Origin of the sequence: Providencia sp., from assembly GCF_040396775.1 — a bacterium.
GTDB lineage: Bacteria > Pseudomonadota > Gammaproteobacteria > Enterobacterales > Enterobacteriaceae > Providencia.
In genome coordinates this window covers 15,507-38,260 of the sequence record NZ_JBEBNT010000028.1, presented here as the reverse complement: position 1 = coordinate 38,260, position 22,754 = coordinate 15,507, and the positions used below count along the sequence as shown (strand labels likewise).

The window sequence follows — 22,754 nt, the reverse complement described above, 5'->3', positions numbered from 1 at the left end:
CGAACGGGCGAAACGTTGAGTGAGGCACCATCCGTCTGTAGACCTGATTGTATTTTACACCTGCCTAGTGCAGGTGTTTTTTTTTGCATTTTTTATAGCATAGCCCCTTATCTATGTGGATAAGAGGCAAAATCAAATAGGAAGACTAATTTTTACCTTTGCTAAACCATTTACTGATCCAGCGGGTGATGTAGGTATAACAAAGAATAATGAACGTAATGATGAAAATATCTTTACTGAGGTCTTCAGTATTAAAACCAATGATCATAATAAAAACAAAAGGTGATAAAACTAACAGCAGTAGGTCAAAAAAGATTTGTAAACGGTTTGGTGTTGCGATAATCCAGCGCCAAATAGCTTTAACTACATTCATATAGATTTCCTAAATTCATTCAAAACAAAAATGCATATAGTGTTTTATACACTATGTATTTGTTTTATGACATAGCTGCGCTTGTTTTGTTTACAATGAATTTATTGTGTTTTTTAGAGATGTTCATTTTTTCACGCACTATACCGACGATAATACTTTCTTTGTCGTTTTTGGATATTAATGAGATAACAAAGCGGGCCTGAATGCCACTTTTTTGTGTCTTTATCGGGTGTTAGAGATGAGAAAAAAAACGCCACTTTAGTGAGTGGCGTTTTTATTGGGTGCGAATATACGTAAATGCTTAAGTGCGTTCTTGTTTCAATGAATGGGTTAAGGCTTCTTGGCGAATCTTAGCGGCTTCATTTGGTTTATGCAGCTTATCGTAAGTATCTGCGAGCCATGAAGCATCCTGAACATCAAAGCGCTGTGCTAACGCGGCTTTAAAGTAAGATTCTGCTTTTTCCCACTGAGCATTATGTAACGATAAAACACCTAATGTGCTGTTTAATAAAGGTGTGGCACCATTTTGTTTTTGCAGATGCAGCAACGTTTTCTTGATAGCTTCAGGGTGATCGCTGTTAATTTTTGGTACTAACAGCAGTAAGCGCTCATCATATTGTTGCTTTAACCCATCAATAATCATTTTTTCTGCGCTTTTGGTATCACCACACTCAATTAAGTGTTCAGCCAAGAAGGCTTGAAGTGCGGTTTCATGGCGGACACGGCGAGGTTGTGATTTCCACCAATCTTTAAGGCCATCACTTCCACCTTCAGCCATGCATTGGTTCATTAACCCTTTGTAAGCTTTCAGCTTTAATGCATCAAGTTCGTCTTCATTATGAAACTGAACTTTTGCCATCACTGGGAGTAATTCGATCAATGCTTGGTACGCGCCCGAACGTAGGTAAGCTTGTTCAGCAAGACGTAAAACTTCGGGGTGCCTTGGGGCTTTATCAATTAGTTTATCGATACCATTACGAGCGGCATGGACTTCACCTTCAGCAAGCTGAATACGCACACGGCAAATATCGACAGGGAGTTGGTCGCTCCCCGCGGCTTCAGCAGCACGGTCTAAATACTGGTGAGTACGGAACTCATCACCGCGTTGCTGCGCAGCTTCAGCGGCCATCAAATAGTTAATCACTGGCTGTTGAGAGAAATCGGCGTGCTTACTCATCAGCTTTTCAACTTGCTCAAAGTCGCCTTCAGCTAATTTCAGCAAGGCTTTTTGAGTTTGGGTATGCGCTTTATGGTATTTACGACCACTCACCCATCCTTTTGTGCGCGAAGTGGTACTCATAAAACGGCGATAACACCAACCAAGGAATAGCAGTACAAATTGCAGCAGGATGAAACCTAACACTAGGCTAGTGACACTGGTGGTGATGTCATAATTGTCTGTACGAATAAAGACATAGCCTTGGTGACCCGCCAATAGTGGCCCTAAAATCACACCAGCAATCAGAACTAGGAAGAGGATTAATACCTTAATCATCATTACCCCCTATTGCCAGCAGGCTCTGTGGATTCAAAAGGGTGTTCTGTATCCGGCGTTTGTGCATCAGTAGCAGGAACGGCATCTTCTGCGGCTTTTGTTGCGTCTTTTACTGCTTCAGCGGCGGCATCAACTACACCATCAGTGGGTTTGTCAGTTTCAGTTTGTGAAAGCAAGCTGCGAACGCGCGTTTGCATCAGTTTTTCAAGCTTTTCTTGGCTTTCGAGGGCATCGGGCATTTCAACATCAATCGGCTGATTGATTAGCTCATCAATGGTTGATAAAAAAGCCTTTGTTGCTGGCGCTTCAGTATCAAAATAGGCTCTCACCCATGTAGAAGCTTGCTCTAATGACTGTTTATACGTTTCTTCTTGGTAACGAGGAACCGCTTGAGCGGCAATTAAAAGTTGTGAACGAATATTTTCGCGTAAATAAATATCTTGGTTTGGCGCTAATAATGGGGCTTCTGAGCCGTCACGAGCACGAACGGTAATAAAATCACTCGTGAAGCTTTTCCAACTGCGTGACAGATTTTGTTTCCAATCAGCAACATCGTCACTTACATCACTATTATCATCCGCGGCATCACCGCTGTTTAAATCCGCGAGGCGTAAGTTATCAACTTCATTACTGAGCTGATTTAGCTTTAAGATAATACCGTCATAGTCGATTTGGTTAATCGCAGCCAGTTTTGCCATGTCATTATTGATGGATTTACGAATATCAAGCAGGCTTGGGTCGTTCATCTCGGCTAAGCTGGAGTCTGCACTTTTGAGGAGAACCGCGGCAGTCACGGGGTCATGATCATTCCATAATTTACGGCCAGCCATTTTCACCATGAAATCAGCTTGGGCGATCAGCCAGCTTTTGACATCGGTACTTGAAAGCGCCGTCACATGAGCTTGCAGCTCCTGCATACGGCGATTTAATTTATCTTCATATTCAACGGCATGATTTTTGATGTCTTTGTTGGCAGCAATCAAGGCATCTACACGTTGCCTATCTGAGTTTTGTTGATCGATTAAATCACTTAGTTGCTGTTTTAGTTCATTGTTTTCATTAACTAATTTAGCATTGCTTTGTTGGGTGAAATAATAGAGACCACCACCAATGGCGATGATAACCGCAATAGCAAGAATCCCGCCTACGAGACCAGAACGTTTTTGTTCCGAAGAGGGTTTGGTTCCGCGGTGAACTGTTGATTTTTCACCTGTTTCTGGCGTCACCGTCTCGGTCGTTTTATCGTGTTCCGTCATAAATTAGCATCCCATATCGGTTGAGATTAATGCTTCAATTAAAGCATTATTATCTGCGCTATTCGCTACACAGACCTTCTGCCATCCACTTTGGCGAGCAAGGTCTGCAATCCGTTCACTGACAACAAGCAGGCGGCGGGAAAACCACCATACCCGATATTCATCGGTGATTAATTCTTCAAGCAAGGCTAACATTTGCCCGCTAGTGATTACGACATCCGTAATTTCGGTTTGCACCCATTTCTGATTGAAGAGTGTTTTGTCATAATTTACAGGCAACCTTACATAACATTCGCAATAATCAACGTGAGCACCGCGAGAACGTAATGTGGATGCGAGAAGCTCTCTTCCACCATTACCCCGCAATAAAAGGGCGCGTTTGCCTTCTAAAAATTGGAGCTCAGGAAGGGTAAGAAGCACTTCACTGGTTTCCCCATGGTCAGCCCAACGTGCTGTTTGCCCAGTTGTGTGCTGAAAATACTGCCCAGTAGAACGGCCTATTCCATAGTAAGATAACTTATCAGACCAGCTACGTCCCGTTTGTTCAAGCGTTAAATTTGCGTACTCGACTGCATTTTTGGACAAAAGAAAGACCAGATCGTTCGTTTCTAGAGCATCGAGCTGAGTAACCAAGGTCTTGAGCTCAGCACCTGGCCCAATACGGATTAAAGGAGAGGCATAAGCTTGCCCACCTATTGAGGTAATTGCCGTTATCAGCTCTGAGCCCGAAGGCTCAGGGCGTGTGACAAGGACTCTCATGCAGGCGGGTTTCCTTTATACACTTCAGCTAAAATTTCTCTTGCGCCTTGTTCTAATAGCTCTTCAGCTAGTGAAATACCTGCTTGGCTAGCCTCTTGTGGGGTGATAAGCCGCTCACCGCGAATAATCACGCTACCGTCTGGTGCGCCGACAAGGGCACGTAACCAAATTTTGTCATCTTGCCAAATTGCATAGCTGCCGATAGGGACTTGGCATCCGCCTTCTAAGCGCATATTCATCGCACGCTCTGCAAGTACGCAAGTCGAGGTATCATCATCGTTCAGTGCTGCAAGTAACTCACGGGTTACCGTATCATCTAAGCGACATTCAATGCCAACAGCACCTTGCCCAACAGCGGGTAAACATTGTTCAGGTTCAAGTGCAGTGCGAATACGCGATTCAAGCGCTAAGCGTTTTAGGCCTGCAACGGCTAGGATGATGGCATCGTATTCACCGTTATCGAGTTTTGATAAGCGGGTGCCCACATTACCGCGTAAATCACGAATAACTAAATCAGGGCGAAGTTCTCTGAGTTGGCACTGACGACGTAAACTTGATGTGCCAACAATACTGCCTTTCGGTAAGGCATCAATATTGTCGTACTGGTTAGACACAAAAGCATCACGAGGGTCTTCGCGTTCACAGATAGTGACCAAACCAAGTCCTTCAGGGAATTCAACGGGCACGTCTTTCATTGAATGAACGGCAATATCCGCACGTCCTTCTAATAACGCAAGCTCCAGCTCTTTAACAAATAACCCTTTTCCACCTACTTTTGCCAGCGGGGTATCAAGAATGATGTCGCCTTTTGTCACCATGGGGACAAGTTCAACCTGTAAACCGGGGTGAAGCAGCTCTAATTTGTCTTTGACAAAATGCGCTTGCCACAGGGCGAGAGGGCTTTTACGCGTTGCAATACGCACGATATTTGTTGATGTCATTTTGCTGTTTTCTCTGGCGAACATTGCCGTGTATTAACCATACAATTGGCATTAGTTTTAACATGTTAAGGATTTTTTTTCCAGTTGGGTACAAAATCACCATCCAGATTATTTGTAACAGATTTATATTTGTGACCATGATGCAGGAAAGTGATTCAAAAGATGATGACCTAAGATAGCAATTGCGTTATTCCTTTAGCTTATCGTGCTATTTATGCCATTGTGAGGGGCGGGATTTGCATAAATTTGTGTTGAAGCGTGCAAGCACAGGCGCTGTGCGTATTGTACTTAATATCTTTTTGAATTGTTATTTTGTTAAACAATTTACGTGAGTGATATTATTCCATTGAAAAACAAGGGATATTCTACCAAGTTAAAAAATAAAAAGCCTTTTTATACAATATGTTGAAAAGCATTTTGTATCAAAAATAAGCGTATAAAATTATGTGATCTACTTTACCCTTTTGCTCCAAGGTGTTAAATTGATCACGTTTCCGACAATTCATTTGAAAACTTTTTTAAATCTATCTCTATCTGTTGGGTGCTGGGAAATTTCCAGATTTGTATTACATTCATTACAGTCAGGCGTAACCTTTGTATCTCTATATTGAAACCTTAAAGCAAAGACTTGATGCGATAAACCAATTACGGTTAGAGCGCGCGACGGCGTCTATGAGCGAAACCTTCTCACAGGTTTATAGCTTGCTGCCAGTCTTGTTTCATTATCATCATCCTATGATGCCTGGTTTTATCGAAGGTAGCGTCCCTCATGGTGTGTGTTTTTTCTCCCCAGATACAGAGCAAATGAAATGGCTAGGGCAATTTGAACGCTTCTTACCTATAGATTCGAGTGCAAATGGTGAATTACCTATCACTGGAATTTATTCAATGGGCAGTACCTCTTCTGTTGGGCAAAGCCACTGTTCTGATATTGATGTGTGGGTTTGTCATCCTTCATGGCTTGATCACGAAGAAAAACGCTTTCTGCAAAAGAAATGTACGTTGATTGAGCAATGGGCGGCGTCTTTAGGTATTGATGTCACCATCTTTTTAATCGATGAAAACCGCTTTCGTCACCATGCCAGTGGGCACATTGGTGGGGAAAATTGCGGTTCAACGCAGCATATTCTGTTATTAGATGAGTTTTATCGTACCGCAGTGCGTATGGCAGGAAAACGTTTGCTGTGGACGATGGTGCCCGTTGAAGAAGAACAGCATTACGATGAATACGTGATGGGGTTATATGCACAAGGTGTATTGACGCCCAACGAATGGCTAGATTTAGGTGGATTAGGTGAGCTGTCAGCTGCGGAATACTTTGGTGCCAGCCTGTGGCAGTTATATAAAAGTGTCGATTCACCCTATAAAGCGGTTCTAAAAAGCATTTTGCTTGAGTCTTATTCATGGGATTACCCACACGGTAAATTGCTGGCCATGGAATTTAAACGCCATTTACATGCAGGCGAAATCGTGAGTTACGGTTTAGATTCATATTGTCTGATGTTAGACCGTGTTACGCGCTATCTCACCGAAATCAATGACTCTACCCGCCTTGATCTTATCCGCCGCTGTTTTTACCTCAAAGTCTGTGAAAAACTCTCTGAAGACGATGGCAACGCCTGCTCTGGTTGGCGTCGTGATGTGCTATCTCAACTCGTTGAGTCTTGGGGATGGAGTGCGGAACGTTTAGCGTTACTTGATTCACGTAATCAATGGAAAATTGAACGTGTTCGTGAAGCGCACAATGAGTTACTCGATACGATGATGCAAAGCTATCGAAACCTTATTCGCTTTGCGCGTCGAAATAATTTAAGTGTTAGTGCAAGCCCACAAGATATTGGGGTATTAACACGTAAGTTATATGCAGCTTTTGAAGCCTTGCCGGGTAAAGTGACCTTGGTGAACCCACAGATTTCTCCTGACTTAAGTGAATCTCACTTAACCTTTATTTACGTGCCCGCAGGGCGTGCGAATCGCAGTGGCTGGTATCTGTATAATCAAGCACCAAATATTGACGCGATTATTGGTCATCAACCTCTTGAATATAACCGTTATTTGAATAAGTTGGTGGCATGGGCGTATTTCAACGGGTTACTGACTGAAAATACGCAAGTGTATATGCACAATGGGCAATCTCAGTGTGATGAACGAAAACTGCTTGAGTTAATGCATGACGTCTCTAGCCATTTCCCAATTCGTTTGCCTGCACCCACACCAAAAGCGCTGTATAGTCCATGTGAAATTCGCCACCTTGCCATTATCGTTAACTTAGAAAAAGACCCGACTCAGGTTTATTCTGAACAAGTGGTGCATGTGGATTTCAGAAAACTGGATATTTTCAGCTTTGGTGAGTCACAACAATGCCTTATCGGCAGCATTGATTTGTTGTACCGCAACTCATGGAATGAGGTGAGAACCCTGCATTTCAGCGGCGAGCAATGCATGTTAGAAGCATTAAAAACCATTTTAGGTAAGATGCACCAAGATGCGGCACCGCCAGAAGCGGTTGAAGTTTTTTGTTATAGTGAGCATTTACGTGGTTTGATTCGTACCCGTGTGCAACAGTTAGTTTCCGAGTGTGTTGAGCTTCGTTTATCCAGTAATCGCAATGACCCGGGGCGCTTCAAAGCGTTACGTATTGCGGGGCAAACGTGGGGGCTGTTCTTTGAACGCCTAAATGTTTCAGTACAAAAACTCGAAAATGCGGTTGAATTCTATGGTGCAATTTCCCATAACAAATTGCACGGTTGGCCAGTTAAACTGCAAGCGAAGCGTGATAATCATTTACCTGCGGTCGTTGATGGCTATGCCAGTGAAGGCATTGTGCAGTTTTTCTTTGAAAATACCCCAGACAATACTGGTTTTAATATCTATGTCTTAGATGAAGCTAACCGTGTCGAAATCTATTCCCACTGTGAAGGCTCGAAAGAAGATCTAGTGCGTGACGTGAGTAAGTTTTACTCGTCCTCCCATGACCGTTTCACTTACGGTGCTAATTTTATTAATTTTAATCTACCCCAGTTTTACCAAATTATTAATCAAGAGGGTAAAAACCAAGTGGTGGCGTTTTCTGGCGCGACATGGCCGTTTAGTGCAGAAGATGAAAGTGATGAAATTGGGCATGATATGCGCTTAACGCCACAAGGGCAGCAACAAGCGCACTATTATTAATCTATTCTATTCATCGCGAGCAGGCTTTTGCCTGCCAGCGGCTTTGTATTTCTTAGAAAGAAAACGGTTCTTGGCTTTGAAATGCGATAGCTTCTGCCAGTTTTTCTTTAAACTCATGACCAGAACGGTCACAAATCCAATTACCATCTAGGTAGTCATAGTGATACCCACCTTGTTTGGTGGCTAGCCACATCTGGTGAAAAGCTTCTTGCTTATTGATAATGATCTTGCTGCCATCTTCAAAGCTCAAGGTCATCACGCCGCCATTAATCTCACAATCAATATCGGCATCACCATCATAATTATCTAAATGCTCTTCTATTGCACTAAGCAGCGTTTCTGCTAGCTGATGAAATTCGCTGTCATTCACGGTTAAGTTCCTGTTTGCTCACAATTAGTTGATTGAAATTATTATAGTTAATGAAAATTATAGGGGGGAATGCACGGGGAGGGAAGCCCTTAAATTTTTCAGATTAAATTTAGCCTAAAGTATATAATGTCAACATGCTTGATAAACAGACGTGATTTGCGGGTTCAGTCCTGTTATTGTGTAAAATATCAGATGTTAAAAGTAAGTATTACAGGCGAAAAAGAATGAAAAAAAGTTTAGTTGGGCTTAGCGCACTTGTTGTTTTATTTACCCTTTCTGGCTGTGGCTTAAAAGGCCCTCTTTATTTTCCACCAGAAGAGAATGCGGCATCGTCGCAAACATCTGATGTACAACCTACCGCGCCAAGCAGCTCAGTAAAAGAGCCTGCTCAAGCAGCCAACCAGTAAGTTGCCGCTATGGAGCGTGAAATGCAATTCTCTAAAATGCATGGCTTAGGCAATGACTTCATGGTGGTTGATGGAGTAACCCAAAATGTGTATTTCTCCCCAGAAATGATTTGTCGCCTAGCCGATAGACATACTGGGGTTGGTTTTGACCAACTTTTGTTGGTTGAAGCGCCTTATGACCCTGATCTCGACTTTCATTATCGCATTTTTAATGCGGATGGCAGTGAGGTTTCCCAATGTGGTAATGGGGCACGTTGTTTTGCACGTTTTGTTCGCCTTAAAGGTTTAACCAATAAGCAAAAAATTAAAGTGAGTACTCAATCAGGCCGCATGACATTAACCATTAACGAAAATGATGATGTCAGTGTGAATATGGGTGAACCTGATTTTGAGCCACAGAGAGTTCCATTTCGCGCAGTTAAGGAAGAAAAAACCTATATTATCCGTGCACAAGAACGTACAGTGTTGTGTGGTGTCGTTTCAATGGGTAACCCGCATTGTGTTATCCAAGTGGAAAGTATTCATACTGCGGAAGTGGAAATATTAGGTCCAGCGCTCGAAAGTCATGAGCGTTTTCCGGAACGTGCTAATATTGGTTTTATGGAAATTATTAGCGCAGAGCATATTCGTTTGCGTGTTTACGAACGCGGTGCGGGGGAGACTCAAGCGTGTGGTAGCGGTGCGTGTGCTGCCGTCGCGGTTGGGATTTCTCAAGGTTTATTAGCTAAGCGGGTCCGTGTGGATTTACCTGGTGGTTCCCTTGCTATTTCTTGGGATGGGCCGGGAACACCGCTCTATATGACGGGTCCTGCGGCACATGTTTATGATGGAGTGATCCAGATATAATCTTGAAAGGGCAAAGAGGATAGTATGGATAAAACTGAAAAAGCATCCAAACAGATTCATCAAATGGATGAAAATGACGTGGTGCAGTACTTAAAGGAAAATCCTTATTTTTTTCTACGCCACCCAGCGCTTGTTGAGCAAATAAATGTTCCCCACGTGGTGAACGGGGCGGTTTCCTTACCTGAGTTAGTGATGAGCCGCCAACGGATAAAAATTAAAGAACTTGAGCAAGATATCCGTTTTATGGTTGAGCAAGCGCATGAAAATGTGGAGCTTTTTGATGAGTTATTACTGCTGGTGATTGAAATGTCATCATCAAAAAGCTTACAAGAAATGCTACAGGCACTGAACCGCTGGGCGAAAAAACTCGGATTGTCAGGTGCATCTGTTCGTCTATTTAGTGACAGCTGGCGTTTGTCTGCCCCTCTTGATGCGCATCAACTGGTGATCGCCCGCCGTGTTTTTGAACCTGTGAGAATTCAACGGTTTGGTGAAAGGCAGAATTATCTTGGTCGTTTAAATGGGCCAGAAATTCAGTTATTGTTACCAGAAGCTTTGAATGTGGGCTCAGTGGCAATTTCATTATTTGGCCACCATGGCGAATCAGGCATGGTAATTTTTACCAGTCGCTCCCGTGAACATTACCAATATGGGATGGGCACCGTGATGTTAGAAAAAGTCGCTCAAATTCTTCCGAGGTTATTAAGCCAATGGATAGAACGCCTGTAGATGCTCAGCCTGATGGGCTGATGATCCAAGTAGAAGCATTCTTGCGCTATTTACGTGTTGAGCGTCGGTTAAGCCCTGTCACTATCATAAATTACCGTCGCCAGCTCAGTGTGATTGTTGAAATGCTGGTTTCAATGAAAATTGATGAATGGCAAAAGCTCGATACCACACTAGTTCGCAATATTGCAGCAAAAAGCCGAAAATCGGGGCTTCAAGCGGCCAGTATGGCGCTGCGTCTTTCATCATTAAGAAGTTTTTGTGATTGGATGGTGCACCAAGGTGAACTGCCAGCGAACCCAGCAAAGGCGATTCAAGCGCCGAAGGCCAAAAAACGCCTGCCAAAGAACATGGATGTGGATGAAGTTTCCCAGCTTCTGAATATGGACAGCGGCGATCCACTGGTTGTTCGAGATAGAACCATGTTGGAAGTGATGTACGGTGCAGGTTTACGTTTATCAGAACTGGTCGGGTTAAATGTCCGTCATCTTGATTTAACAATGGGTGAAGTCAAGGTGATGGGTAAAGGCAGTAAAGAACGTAAAATCCCGCTGGGAAAAACAGCGGTGAGCTGGTTACAGCGCTGGTTAGAAATGCGCGAGTTGTATGAACCTGAAGACGACGCTGTCTTTATTTCAACCCAAAGTGGCAAGCGAATTTCGAATCGCAATGTTCAAAAACGATTTGAGCAATGGGGTATTAAGCAAGGGGTTAATAGCCACATTAACCCACACAAATTACGCCACTCTTTTGCGACACATATCCTTGAATCAAGTGGTAATTTACGTGGAGTGCAGGAACTTTTAGGCCATGCGAATTTATCAACAACACAAATCTATACGCACCTAGACTTCCAGCACTTAGCAAACGTTTATGATGTGGCTCATCCGAGAGCAAAGAGGGAGAAACCTTAATGCATTTTTACCGCCCGCTATCGCCAATTAAAGCGATTACGTTTGATTTGGATGACACGCTTTACGATAACCACCCTGTTATTGATAAAACGGAAGACGAAGTTTTACGTTTTGTGCGTGAATATGACCCGCGATTCAATCATTTTAGTAATGATGATTTGTATGCTTTTCGTCGTTTAGTGGAAGAGCAAGAACCTGAAATTTTTCATGATATTTCACGTTGGCGTTGGCTTTCATCGAAAATGATGTTTTGCCATTATGGCTATTCGCGGGAAGATGCCGAAAAAGGTGCGGATGATATCATGGCGCATTTTGCGTATTGGCGTAATCAAATCGATATCCCTGAATCAACGCATAAAACCTTACTTCAGCTTGCTGAAAAAGTGCCGTTAGTGGCGATTACCAATGGTAATGCGCAGCCTGATGCGTGTGGTTTGGGGGATTATTTTCAGTTTGTTTTAAAAGCAGGCCCTGATGGGCGCTCGAAGCCTTTTTGTGACATGTACCGGTTAGCTGCGCAGCGCTTAGATATCGAACCACAGTTTATTTTGCATGTGGGGGATAACTTGCTCACCGATGTTGAGGGGGCGATTAATAGCGGTATGCAAGCCTGCTGGATAAACCCAAGCCAAAAAACACTGATGGAAGAAAAAGACGTACGCTTATTGCCACACGTTGAAATTTCCCAGTTGGAATCTCTCTTATCATTGGTATAATCATTTTTCATGTATAAAAACACAGTGGTATTTGCCACTGTTTTGCTTTGATGGTAACTATGGACGTCTCTTATCTGCTCGAAGGTCTAAACGACAAACAGCGCGAAGCGGTTGCTGCCCCGCGTACCAATTTACTTGTTCTTGCGGGAGCAGGAAGTGGGAAAACGCGCGTATTGGTACACCGAATTGCATGGTTGATGTCCGTTGAAAATGCCTCGCCATTTTCGATTATGGCGGTGACCTTTACCAACAAAGCCGCAGCTGAAATGCGCCATCGAATCAATCAATTGATTGGAAGTAGTGAAGGCGGTATGTGGATTGGTACATTCCACGGTTTGGCACATCGCTTGTTACGCCAACACTACATGGATGCCAACTTACCGCAAGATTTTCAAATTTTAGATAGTGACGACCAATACCGCTTAATTCGTCGGTTACTTAAAGCCATGAACCTTGATGAAAAACAATGGCCACCGCGCCAAGGTATGTGGTACATCAACGGGAAAAAAGATGAAGGGCTTCGTCCGCAACATATTGAAAGTTATGGCAACCCTGTTGAGGCAACGTGGTTAAAAGTCTACCAAGCTTACCAAGAGGCGTGCGACCGTGCTGGGCTGGTGGACTTTGCGGAATTACTACTGCGTGCTCACGAGCTATGGCTGAATAAACCCCATGTGTTGCAACATTACCGCGAACGTTTCACCAATATTTTGGTGGATGAATTCCAAGACACAAACAGTATTCAATATGCGTGGATCCGCGTGTTGGCGGGTGAGACGGGCAAAGTCATGATTGTTGGGGACGATGACCAATCGATTTACGGCTGGCGTGGTGCACAAGTTGAAAATATTCAGCGTTTCCTCAATGATTTCCCTGGTGCTGAAACTATCCGCCTTGAACAAAACTACCGTTCAACCAGCAATATTCTAAAAGCCGCGAATACATTAATTGCCAATAATAGCGACCGTTTAGGGAAAAGTTTATGGACGGAAGGCGGTGATGGCGAACCGATTTCGCTTTATTGTGCATTTAATGAATTAGATGAAGCTCGCTATGTGGTGGGGCGCATCAAACAATGGCAGGAAAATGGCGGTGCTTTACAAGATTGCGCTATGTTATACCGCAGTAATGCGCAGTCCCGTGTGCTTGAAGAGGCATTAATTCAAAGTGCGATGCCATATCGTATTTATGGCGGGCAACGCTTCTTTGAACGCCAAGAAATTAAAGATGCACTTTCTTATTTAAGGCTAATAGCTAATCGCAATGATGATGCTTCATTTGAGCGAGTGGTTAATACTCCGACGCGTGGGATTGGTGAGCGCACATTAGATACCGTCCGCCAAACAGCACGTGACCAGCAGTTAACATTATGGGAAAGTTGTGAGTACTTACTTCGCGAGCAAGTCCTTGGTGGGCGCGCAGCGGCATCCATCGAACGCTTTTTAGAACTGATTGACGCACTTGCGAAAGAAACCCAAGAGATGCCATTACATGTTCAAGCAGATAGAGTAATTAATGACTCTGGTCTGCGTGCAATGTATGAGCAAGAAAAAGGTGAAAAGGCGCAGGCTCGAATTGAAAACTTGGAGGAACTCGTCAATGCGACTCGTGACTTCAGTTATCAAGAAGAAGACCAAGATCTCATGCCATTGCAGGCTTTTTTATCCCATGCAGCGCTTGAATCAGGCGAAGGTCAAGCCGATGTCAACCAAGACGCCGTTCAATTAATGACCCTGCACTCTGCTAAAGGCTTGGAATTTCCAGTGGTCTTTATTGTGGGCATGGAAGAAGGGATGTTCCCAAGCCAGATGTCGATGGATGAAAGTGGCCGTTTAGAAGAAGAGCGCCGTTTAGCTTACGTCGGTATTACTCGAGCAATGGAAAAGCTCACCATTACTTATGCAGAAAGCCGCCGTTTATATGGCAAAGAAGTTTACCACCGGCCATCGCGTTTTATTGGTGAACTGCCAACGGAATGTGTGGAGGAGGTTCGCTTACGCGCTACAGTTTCACGACCAGTTAGCCATCAGCGTCTTGGTACACCTATCAGCCAAAATGATTCTGGTTATGCTTTAGGTCAACGAGTGATGCATCCAAAATTTGGTGAAGGTACGATTATTAACCTCGAGGGTAGTGGTGAGCACTGTCGCCTGCAAATTGCGTTTCAAGGCCAAGGTATTAAGTGGCTGGTGGCTTCTTATGCAAGGTTAGAAACCTTATAAACTTGTTCTTTTAACACTAACACCGCCGATTGGCGGTGTTTTTATATGGCCTACTATTATTTAATAAAATAACCATAATAAATAAAAATTTGTTATTTTTTGAATTTCATTTTACTATTTTTTCGAATCAATTAATTTTTATGTATAAAGGAATATATATGAAAAACACTGCTAATGTTAATAGTTCTTTAGATGAATTAAAATTAAAATCTCTGGAGATGGATGAGTTATTAATAAAAAAGGATGAAATTACTAAATCATTAATAAAAGCAATAGAAAAAAATATTAATGATATAGACGGAGAAAGTTTTAGGGGGAAGTCAACCTTTAAGAATTCACTTGAATTATTAAAGATTAATTTGAATAAAAATAGTGAAAAGACAGATAATTCTATAAGAGAAAGCCATTTAGCTTTAAGTAATAAAATATTCAATATAAATCAAGACGAACATGGTGATTATAGCATGGCGCAAGACTTAGCCTATGTTCGTGATCTTGATAGACAAATTAAAAATATTGACTCTTGGGGGGCGCCAATGAAGAAGAGTAAAATGTTTCATATAAGAAAGAGCTCGAAAGCAAATGAAAATCTATTAAACTTGCTAAAAGAGTACAACAAAAGCGAAAGAAATATTGCAAATTTACAATACGAGTCAGAAATACTGATTAATGATGCCAATAAAAACTGTTTCAATATCACTCTCTCTAAAATGAAAAATAAGTTGAATCTTAACGAAGAGTTGTATGACCCAGCTGTGGTTCTCGCAGATTATGGGGCTGGGTTCGAGGTACTTAGGGAAGGAACGATTTCAGCAACACCAGGGCAATTTGCAGAAAGTTACCAAAAAACGGGTAACCTTGGTTTGTCTATGCATAGAACGGCACAAGCAAGAATCTGGTAATGGGATGTAATTAATCAAGTGATTTAAAAGTACACACGGTTGGGAGATCAGTGAGTTGTATTCTCCCACGTTTAATTTTTATAGTTTTCTAAGAACATATTGTTTTTAAAAGTGAATTTTTTTCATTGGTTAAAATTTTTGGTCTTTAAGTTTGATTTAATCAGCTAATCATCAAGATTTAAGTTTTTAATTTTATTTTTTTTGCGCCATGCCGTATAAAGTTTTACCGAACAACCTTCCTAATATTTATCATGTCAATTAATACACTTATTGATTCACTCTCCACACAGGGCTGGTATGTGTGGGACGATTTTTTGATCTCGTCAGATATCCAAGCAATAAAACACTGTATTCCAAACACTCTGCAAGATGCCCGTATCGGTCATCGAGGTTCATTGCAGGGCAATAGAGCGATTCGGGGTGACCAAACTGTATGGTTAGAACCTGAAATGGGAGCTCCCGTAGCCCTTTACATGGATAAAATGGAGGAAATACGCCAAGCACTAAATTACCAGTTGTATTTAGGCTTGCGGGACTTTGAAACACATTTTTGCCGTTACCCGAATGGGGGTTTTTATAAAAAACACGTAGATAACCCGCGAGGTATTGGCCGTCGTAAAGTCACAACGGTTTTATATATGAATGAGTCATGGAGATCAGGCGATGGCGGAGAACTTGTTGTTTTTGATAAAAACGATAATCATCTGTTTAAATTGGAGCCTTTAGCAGGAAGAATGATCTTTTTTATGTCAGAAGAATTTCCTCATGAAGTCCTACCTACAGAACAAAAACGTGAAAGTATAGCTGGTTGGTTTTTAACCGAAAAAATTCTCTAGCGTTTACCCCCTTGATGCCGCCTCTGAAAGGAGGCTGGCCGCTAACTGTTCATCCTGTAATAAAATAGATATTGAATTTCGAAATTATTTGGCTATTTTAATTTTGTCATCTACATACGGTTATAAATGACAACTAATTTATCATTAATTTAAATGGAAATAATAAGGATGGATTAAGTTATGAATTTATTTTTTAATAGCGAAGAGTATTTAAATATTTTGGATGAAGAAAAAAAGTTTCGCAAAGAACTTGAGGAGTTAATTGATTTTAATAAAAAACAAATAAAATCAGAAACTAACTCAAACAATAAAGATACCTATTTAATTAGTTATCTTGAAGCTGAAAATAAAGATTTCCAAGTGACCCTCGAAGGGGTGAATAAGAAAATAGAAGAAATTGAGTCAGCTTTTGAATTAATTTATCGTACACCTTGTGATTTTAAAAATAAATCAATGAAAGAAGGCATCATTCAGAAATCCAGCGCTGATGCTATACTAAGAGAGCAAATAGCCAGTTTTCAATTACAAGATAAATCCATGTTGGGTGGTAAAGAGAGCTATATTGCGAGGCAGCCTATCGAGATACTCCCGATGTTGTATCGGCCATAATTAAGTTCAGCCAGTTAGCCACCCTATAGCTCAAGGGTGACTAACTTTTATGTTATATCAATCGTTTAAATTCTTTACCTGAAAATATAATAGCAGCATTACCCCTTTCAATTTGGTAATGAGAATGGTGACGTTGCTTATCTAATGCATTGAATTGTTGTGATTGATGCTCATTAAGCTTCCATTGTATCAATTGTTTAGCCAATTTTTTGTTCGCATGTTGGCTACGTTCAGATTGAACTTTTACTGTGATCCCCGTTGCCACATGCCTTGCTCTGACAGCAGAAGAGGTTTTATTCACATGCTGCCCTCCTGCGCCTTGAGCTTTCGTGAATTCAAATTCGATTTCACTTTCTTCAAGAGGCTGAATCGGTGAAAAACGGATCACACTCATAAACCAATTTTTTCGTTTATGGCGAGGGCGTAAAGGGCTCTGACATTGCCATTGTACCGTTCCACACCAAGCTTGGACTAGCTGTTCTGCATGTTCTCCATCAAGAGAAAGTAAAGCGGATTTTACCCCATGCTTGGATGGGAATGACTCTAAAATATCAACGCTGACTCGAAGCTCTGCTGCATCTTGTAAAAAACAGGCAAGTGCTTTTTCAACAGCCATGCAGCACTCCTCGGGGCCTTGTGCAGAGGAAAATTGTAATAGCATAATTAACATTCTCCACTGGTTTTATACGTGATAACGGGTTTTAGCCGAGCCACGACCTGAATAACTCCAATATTCACCATGCTTTCAATCACGGTATCAATAGATTTATAAGATTGTGGGGCTTCTTCGTAAATCAATTGTTTGTTTGCGCAGATAACACGGCTACCTAATGCTGTTCGAGATAATTGAAGCGGTGTGTAACGGTGTGATAGCCGTCCTTTGCACTCAGTTCGCATCCATTTACGACCCGCTCCATGAGCAAGGGAGTTCAGACAAACTTCATTTGGCTGGGGTGAAACTAAATAGCTGTAATCACCTCGTGAGCCAGGGATAATCACAAAGCCACGGTCAGAAGGTGTGGCACCTTTACGATGAAGCCAGCCATCAATGCCATTGATATTGCAAGGTTCAACTAAATTATGATTAATGTCTAAGCTGAGTTCTCCAGCAGCTTTAACTTGCTGCAACATGCGTAAACCAATCAAACGTCGGTTTATCTGCGCAAAATTGAGCGCATTTTGATGTGCATATAGGTATTCTTTTGCATCATCAGAGCTTTCACAAAGACCACTGTGGCTGTGACATTCCACGTGTTGACGTAAGATAGATTGCCCCAAACCACGAGATCCACTGTGAACAAGCAACAGCAATTGTTGTTTATTTAGACCGCTTTTCGCAAATAATTCAGGTTGTAATATTTCATCGATTGATTGAAATTCAGCAAAATGATTACCACCGCCAATAGAACTTAGTGATGCCATAAAATCATGTGATTTCATGTCATGAGGAACATATTCATCGAGCCATGTTAATGGCGCATGGTCCGGCATCTCAGAAAGTTGTTTTTCGAGCTTATCGAGATTAACTTTTGATTTTTTAATATCCGTTTGAAACAAACTCATTCCGCAGCCAATGTCATTCCCAACGAGAGCTGGATAGAACCGTTTGGCAGAAAAAAATGCTGCACCAATTGGATATCCACGACCTGGGTGGAGATCTGGCATACCAACAACGGATACCATATTGGGTAGGTTTGCAGTAGTTTGTAATTGTTGGATTGCTTTACTTTCAATCCAAGTTGTTTCCGTGGCGATATAACTGACGTGTTCGCTCACAGAATGAAAGGTATTGCCCATAAGTCATTAACTCATTTCTAATTAAAAAATAAGGTGAATTAGCAGGCAAAACTGAATAGAGAGAAAACCTAGTATTGAGTATGCCCGCAAAGAGTTTGATTAGTTGTTGTCATGATAAACCTCCTTGCAGTTTGTTATTGGGTAGAAAACGCTGCGGATATTAGCGGGATGTGTTTTTGTTTGCAAGTGTTATTTTTTTGAATAAGATTTTTAGTCCTTTTCTTAAAATAAAAAATTTAAATGACGATTTAAAAATAGATTTTTATTTAAAATTCTATTTATCTATTCTTTTAATGATATCTAAATAAATCTTTTTAAATAAGAATTCTCTCGAGGTAAAACGTGCATAAAATATAAAATTTTGCTACTCTGCGGTTGGGTGCTTGAGCCTTTCTGGTTCAAGTGACTTATTTTGGATCAGAAATGAAAAAGCCCCGTTAGTTATTATTCACCAACGAGGCCCGATCCAAACCTAGACAGTTAGGATTGTGCCTCTTAACAATTAAGAGGTCAAGGGAAATGAGCAAGTTCGCAGTGATTGCGTTTGTATCAGCGTGTATTACCGTGTTAGGTGTTTCGTTATTAATACGCGACAGGTTATGTTATGTCGTTATTAGTCATGGGAATATGGTTGTTCAGACAATATTTTCTTACGAAGAATAATGTTGTATTACGAGGGCGTTAATTCCCTCGTAATTTCTCTTTTTAATTGTGTTAGGTTTTGGAATTAAGCACTCAATTAAAAACACCCCAAGATTCGATTTAATCTTTGGGGTGTTTATTTTATTTAATCACTTTATTTTTAATTATTAAATAAAGAGCTTTCTAAGCAATATGAACTGTTTTTCCGCCAATAATTGTACGCAGTACTTTTACATTTTCAATATCATCCGCTGGGATTTCAAATACATTTCGATCCAATACAATCATATCTGCGAATTTACCTGCTTCTAATGAACCAAGGACGTCTTCTCTGTGTTGCGCATAAGCGGAGTCAATCGTTGCGCTGCGAAGAACTTCAGTCACGGTCAGGTCACGGTCATTATCTAGTCGTGGTGCTTGTTGGCCATTAATATCATGGCCTCGGCGTGTTGCTGCGACTTTTAAGTCATACCATTCATCAAAGTCATCGATAGGCCAGTCGCTACCAAATGCGACAACTGCACCAGCATCAACAAATTTAGCGATTGGCTCTAATTGCTCAAAACGTGCTTCCCCTAGCATATTCTTTTCGAATGCAGCCAGCTCAGGCGTTGGTGCCGCCCATTGGAAAGACAAGCAAGCGATAGTTTTTAAACGGGCAAAGCGTGCGTAATCACCCGCATGAACAAGCTCGTTGTGGGCTAAACCTGGGCGAATATCTTTTTCAGGGTGAGCCGCACGCATTTTTTCGATGGCATCTAAAACAATCGAAACAGCACCTTCACCAACGGTATGTAAATGTGGGTCATAGCCTGCCGCCGCAATTTTTTCCATTAGCTCATCTAGGATTTCAGCGGTGAAATAGAGGTCGCCATAGTTGTCGGTCTCAACCCAATTTGGTGCATCATCGGTGCCTTGGTTAATGCGATAAGGCTGTAATAATGACGCTGTCATGGTTGGAAATTGCATCACACCATCGACAAACATCTTAATATTATTTAAACCGATACCCGGTGTTGGAGTCCAATCAGCTTGGTGCCATTTTTTAGCAAAGGCGACCGCTTTATCAACCGCAGCCGCAACAGATGCCACATTAGGGGTTTCGTCTGGCGTGATTTCACGTGCAGCTTGGAAACGAATTGTAAGGTCCCCGCGTTGTTGTAATTGTGCAAATGCCTCGAGTTGTTGCTCAGAAACACGGGCGTCCATCACCATGGTAACACCTTGCTGGTTAAGCACTTTTTGCACGAGTTCAGCAACTTCAATCGCTTGATCATCACGAATAGAAGGGATGCTATCAGCTGCGCGCATCGCAGGGGCGTCTTCTAAAATACCGTTAAGTTCACCATTTTCATATTTACCAATTTTGCCATCTGGTGGCTCAGGGGTGTCTTTAGTAATACCGAAGAGCTCAAGAGCACGGCTATTAGCAAGCAGTGTGTGGCAATCGTTCGAAAAGAGCACGACAGGGCGTTTGGTATTCAGTTTGTCCATGTCTTCGCGGTACATATCAATACCCGCAGGGATCATGCCTTGGCGCAACCAAGCAGTGACTTTTAGCCAATCATTTTCACCTGTACGCGGGTCTTTATCTAAGTGATCTTGTACACGTTCAAGAATTTGATTAATGGTCAGTGATTCATAGTTTAAATGGCAGCCGAATAATTGAATTCCACCCCAAAAAGGGTGCATATGGCCATCAATGATGCCAGGCATCATCATTTTGCCTTCTAAGTCGATACTTTCTGTTTCTGGTCCGACGTATTGATGAAGCTCATCAGACGAGCCTGTGGCTAAGACATAGCCATCGCGAACAGCAATCGCATCAACGATGCGGTCTTGGGTATCTGCGGTATAGATATAACCGTTAAAATAAATAACGTCAGCAAATTGATTATTCATTGTAAACCGTCTGTATCAGTGGCGCTTGAGAAGAGCCAGAGCTAAAAAAACAACGGGGAAGGCTAATGCTTTCCCCGTAATCATTTATTTGGCTTTGAATGATTAGTTAATAATCATCTCAGTTTCATCGTCAGAAATTGCCGGTGGACGACGAGTAAAGCCATGGGTTAGCAATGCCAAATAAACGGCACCTGCTGCTAACCACCATAAACCGACCTTAAAGGCTTCGCTATCAAGGCTTGTCCATAACCATAAGGTAAGAACAACACCAATAGAAGGCATAATAAGGCAAGTAATCACTTTTGTATTATCTAATGACGCTTTGCGGTCAATATAAAAATGCTTAATGACCGATAAGTTCACAAAGGTGAAGGCGATAAGTGCACCAAAGCTTATCATCGATGCGACCATGCTTAAAGACAGCACCAGTGACAGCAAAGACGCGACCGCAACAAAGATAATTGAGTAAATCGGTGTATTCAACCGCGGATGTAAATAGGCAAACAGCGAACGAGGTAATACTCCTTCACGGCCCATGGCATAGAAAATCCGCACGATACTGGCTTGTGATGTCATGGCTGAAGCAAACACACCAATAACATAAGCGGTAATAAAGCTGGATGCCATCATCGCACCGCCAACTTGTTTCATCACTGCAAGGCTAGCTATATCTGTGTTCGGAATAAAATCTTGCCACATTGGGTACACTAAATGTGCGCCATAAGAAATAACGACAAATAAGGTGCCAGCGATAAATACGGTGTATAAAATCGCTTTTGGTAATGCATTACGCGCATCTTTAGTTTCTTCAGCCATGGTTGAAATGGCGTCAAACCCTAAGAATGCTAAGCATAATACTGCCGCACCCGCAAACAGCCCGGGGACTTGATCTGCCATAACAGTAATTGGCGCTAATAAAGCATCGGTATCCAATACAAACGATGTTTTAAAGCTTAAGTATAAAAATACACCAATAAAGACGATTTGCATCAGAATGATGAGCATATTCATTGAGGAAACTAATTTAATTCCCAAAATATTCATAATGCTAACAATCGTAATAGTGCTGCAAATAATCACATACATTGGAATATCAGGAAAAGCTTCATGGACGAAGATCCCAATAGCAATGTAGTTAATAATCGGTAGGAATAGGTAGTCGAGCAATTGTGCCCAACCCACCAAGAAGCCCAGTGTGCCGCCAAAGGTTTTTTGCACGTAAGAGTAAGCCGACCCCGAAAGAGGGAGCGCGCTAGTCATGCGGCAATAGCTCATGGCAGTGAAAAAGACGGCAGCTAATGTAATTAAATAAGCGACAGGCAGATGCCCTTCACTTAATACAGTAACTTGCCCATAGGTGGTGAAAATTCCGAGTGGCACCATATAGGCCAGCCCGAAAAAAACTAACGCAGGAGTGGTCAGTACGCGTTTCATTTGAACGGTATTCTGTTGCATTTTGAAGCCCTTCCCAAAAGCCCTTAACAACGTCAACTCTGTCTGAATGCACAGGCGGAGCGGACCTAAAATGCAGCCGTACTCGTCATACTTCGAATCACAACGTTGTTGGCTTTGCGCGTTCGCACTAGTCACATACTTTTGTATGCTCCTAGCGACTCTCTTGCTTGCCGCCTAGTTGTGTTTTCGAATTATTTAGAGTCTTACCGCTACATGATTGTATTAAATTAAATTTTAGAACCGGCTGTATTCAATTTCAGAAAACCTCGCACCAGGACATCTTAAATTGAATGTCATCGTGCGCACTTTAATGAAACGTCAGTGATGAATCGGACCATCACCATCCGCTGGGGTGAATACAAGCGGCGTACAATATAATTACCAAGTTCCTATTAAGCAATCATTAATTGAAAAA

21 protein-coding genes are annotated in these 22,754 nt (G+C 42.0%); 11 read left to right on the top strand and 10 right to left on the bottom strand.

The genetic code is table 11. The annotated features are described in order from the left end of the window. Positions 1 to 145: 145 nt before the first annotated feature. From ABWP91_RS19030 to hemC, 5 genes are all read right to left on the bottom strand, one after another. Positions 146 to 373 (bottom strand): hypothetical protein, encoded by a 228-nt coding sequence (locus ABWP91_RS19030; protein ID WP_219244960.1) that lies wholly within the window; start codon positions 371 to 373, stop codon positions 146 to 148. A gap of 301 nt (positions 374 to 674) precedes the next feature. Beyond that, the gene (gene hemY / locus ABWP91_RS19025) at positions 675 to 1,868 is read right to left on the bottom strand and encodes a protoheme IX biogenesis protein HemY (RefSeq protein WP_353244574.1); all 1,194 of its coding nucleotides are present in this window, start codon (positions 1,866 to 1,868) and stop codon (positions 675 to 677) included. A 2-nt stretch (positions 1,869 to 1,870) separates the two neighbouring features. After that, positions 1,871 to 3,124, bottom strand: a complete 1,254-nt coding sequence (gene hemX / locus ABWP91_RS19020; protein ID WP_353244573.1) for a uroporphyrinogen-III C-methyltransferase — start codon at positions 3,122 to 3,124, stop codon at positions 1,871 to 1,873. Positions 3,125 to 3,127: 3 nt separating this feature from the next. After that, positions 3,128 to 3,883 (bottom strand): uroporphyrinogen-III synthase, encoded by a 756-nt coding sequence (locus ABWP91_RS19015; protein WP_353244572.1) that lies wholly within the window; start codon positions 3,881 to 3,883, stop codon positions 3,128 to 3,130. Continuing rightward, positions 3,880 to 4,824, bottom strand: coding sequence for a hydroxymethylbilane synthase (gene hemC, locus ABWP91_RS19010; protein ID WP_353244571.1), 945 nt, complete (start codon positions 4,822 to 4,824; stop codon positions 3,880 to 3,882). The genes ABWP91_RS19015 and hemC overlap by 4 nt, the downstream gene beginning before the upstream one ends. Positions 4,825 to 5,418: 594 nt before the next feature. On the opposite strand from hemC, the gene ABWP91_RS19005 reads away from it, so the two are divergent. Further along, positions 5,419 to 7,995, top strand: a complete 2,577-nt coding sequence (locus ABWP91_RS19005; RefSeq protein ID WP_353244570.1) for a class I adenylate cyclase — start codon at positions 5,419 to 5,421, stop codon at positions 7,993 to 7,995. Positions 7,996 to 8,047: 52 nt separating this feature from the next. On the opposite strand, the gene cyaY is transcribed toward ABWP91_RS19005, so the two are convergent. Further along, on the bottom strand, positions 8,048 to 8,365 hold the full coding sequence (gene cyaY / locus ABWP91_RS19000; RefSeq protein ID WP_353244569.1) for an iron donor protein CyaY: 318 nt from the start codon (positions 8,363 to 8,365) through the stop codon (positions 8,048 to 8,050). 224 nt (positions 8,366 to 8,589) lie between these two features. Between cyaY and lptM the strand changes: the two genes are divergently transcribed. From lptM to ABWP91_RS18955, 9 genes are all read left to right on the top strand, one after another. Continuing rightward, positions 8,590 to 8,772 (top strand): LPS translocon maturation chaperone LptM, encoded by a 183-nt coding sequence (lptM, locus tag ABWP91_RS18995; RefSeq protein WP_353244568.1) that lies wholly within the window; start codon positions 8,590 to 8,592, stop codon positions 8,770 to 8,772. 21 nt (positions 8,773 to 8,793) lie between these two features. Beyond that, a complete protein-coding gene (dapF, locus tag ABWP91_RS18990) occupies positions 8,794 to 9,618 on the top strand; it encodes a diaminopimelate epimerase (protein WP_353244567.1) in 825 nt (274 codons plus the stop codon). A gap of 24 nt (positions 9,619 to 9,642) precedes the next feature. Continuing rightward, positions 9,643 to 10,347: a DUF484 domain-containing protein gene (locus ABWP91_RS18985; protein WP_353244566.1), complete on the top strand. Its 705-nt coding sequence runs from the start codon at positions 9,643 to 9,645 to the stop codon at positions 10,345 to 10,347. Then, on the top strand, positions 10,329 to 11,258 hold the full coding sequence (xerC, locus tag ABWP91_RS18980) for a tyrosine recombinase XerC (RefSeq protein WP_353244565.1): 930 nt from the start codon (positions 10,329 to 10,331) through the stop codon (positions 11,256 to 11,258). Before ABWP91_RS18985 ends, xerC begins: the two co-directional genes overlap by 19 nt. After that, positions 11,258 to 11,974: a 5-amino-6-(5-phospho-D-ribitylamino)uracil phosphatase YigB gene (gene yigB / locus ABWP91_RS18975; RefSeq protein ID WP_353244564.1), complete on the top strand. Its 717-nt coding sequence runs from the start codon at positions 11,258 to 11,260 to the stop codon at positions 11,972 to 11,974. Before xerC ends, yigB begins: the two co-directional genes overlap by 1 nt. A 59-nt stretch (positions 11,975 to 12,033) precedes the next feature. Then, complete coding sequence (uvrD, locus tag ABWP91_RS18970) at positions 12,034 to 14,196, top strand: DNA helicase II (protein ID WP_353244563.1); 2,163 nt, start codon at positions 12,034 to 12,036, stop codon at positions 14,194 to 14,196. A gap of 158 nt (positions 14,197 to 14,354) precedes the next feature. Further along, positions 14,355 to 15,098, top strand: coding sequence for a hypothetical protein (locus ABWP91_RS18965; protein WP_353244562.1), 744 nt, complete (start codon positions 14,355 to 14,357; stop codon positions 15,096 to 15,098). A gap of 251 nt (positions 15,099 to 15,349) precedes the next feature. Next, the gene (locus ABWP91_RS18960; RefSeq protein WP_353244561.1) at positions 15,350 to 15,934 is read left to right on the top strand and encodes a 2OG-Fe(II) oxygenase; all 585 of its coding nucleotides are present in this window, start codon (positions 15,350 to 15,352) and stop codon (positions 15,932 to 15,934) included. 180 nt (positions 15,935 to 16,114) lie between these two features. Further along, entirely contained in the window at positions 16,115 to 16,543 is a 429-nt protein-coding gene (locus tag ABWP91_RS18955) for a hypothetical protein (RefSeq protein WP_353244560.1), read from the top strand. Between the two features lie 52 nt (positions 16,544 to 16,595). Here the strand turns inward: ABWP91_RS18955 and prfH are convergent, their stop codons facing one another. After that, positions 16,596 to 17,204, bottom strand: coding sequence for a peptide chain release factor H (gene prfH / locus ABWP91_RS18950; RefSeq protein ID WP_353244559.1), 609 nt, complete (start codon positions 17,202 to 17,204; stop codon positions 16,596 to 16,598). A gap of 2 nt (positions 17,205 to 17,206) precedes the next feature. Then, the gene (locus ABWP91_RS18945; RefSeq protein ID WP_353244558.1) at positions 17,207 to 18,340 is read right to left on the bottom strand and encodes an RNA ligase RtcB family protein; all 1,134 of its coding nucleotides are present in this window, start codon (positions 18,338 to 18,340) and stop codon (positions 17,207 to 17,209) included. A 519-nt stretch (positions 18,341 to 18,859) separates the two neighbouring features. Here ABWP91_RS18945 and ABWP91_RS18940 point away from each other — a divergent pair. Then, positions 18,860 to 19,003 (top strand): Hok/Gef family protein, encoded by a 144-nt coding sequence (locus tag ABWP91_RS18940; protein WP_353244557.1) that lies wholly within the window; start codon positions 18,860 to 18,862, stop codon positions 19,001 to 19,003. 162 nt (positions 19,004 to 19,165) lie between these two features. Here the strand turns inward: ABWP91_RS18940 and ABWP91_RS18935 are convergent, their stop codons facing one another. Beyond that, the gene (locus tag ABWP91_RS18935; RefSeq protein ID WP_353244556.1) at positions 19,166 to 20,884 is read right to left on the bottom strand and encodes an amidohydrolase; all 1,719 of its coding nucleotides are present in this window, start codon (positions 20,882 to 20,884) and stop codon (positions 19,166 to 19,168) included. A 102-nt stretch (positions 20,885 to 20,986) separates the two neighbouring features. Beyond that, complete coding sequence (locus ABWP91_RS18930; protein WP_353244555.1) at positions 20,987 to 22,339, bottom strand: APC family permease; 1,353 nt, start codon at positions 22,337 to 22,339, stop codon at positions 20,987 to 20,989. Between the last annotated feature and the right edge of the window lie 415 nt (positions 22,340 to 22,754).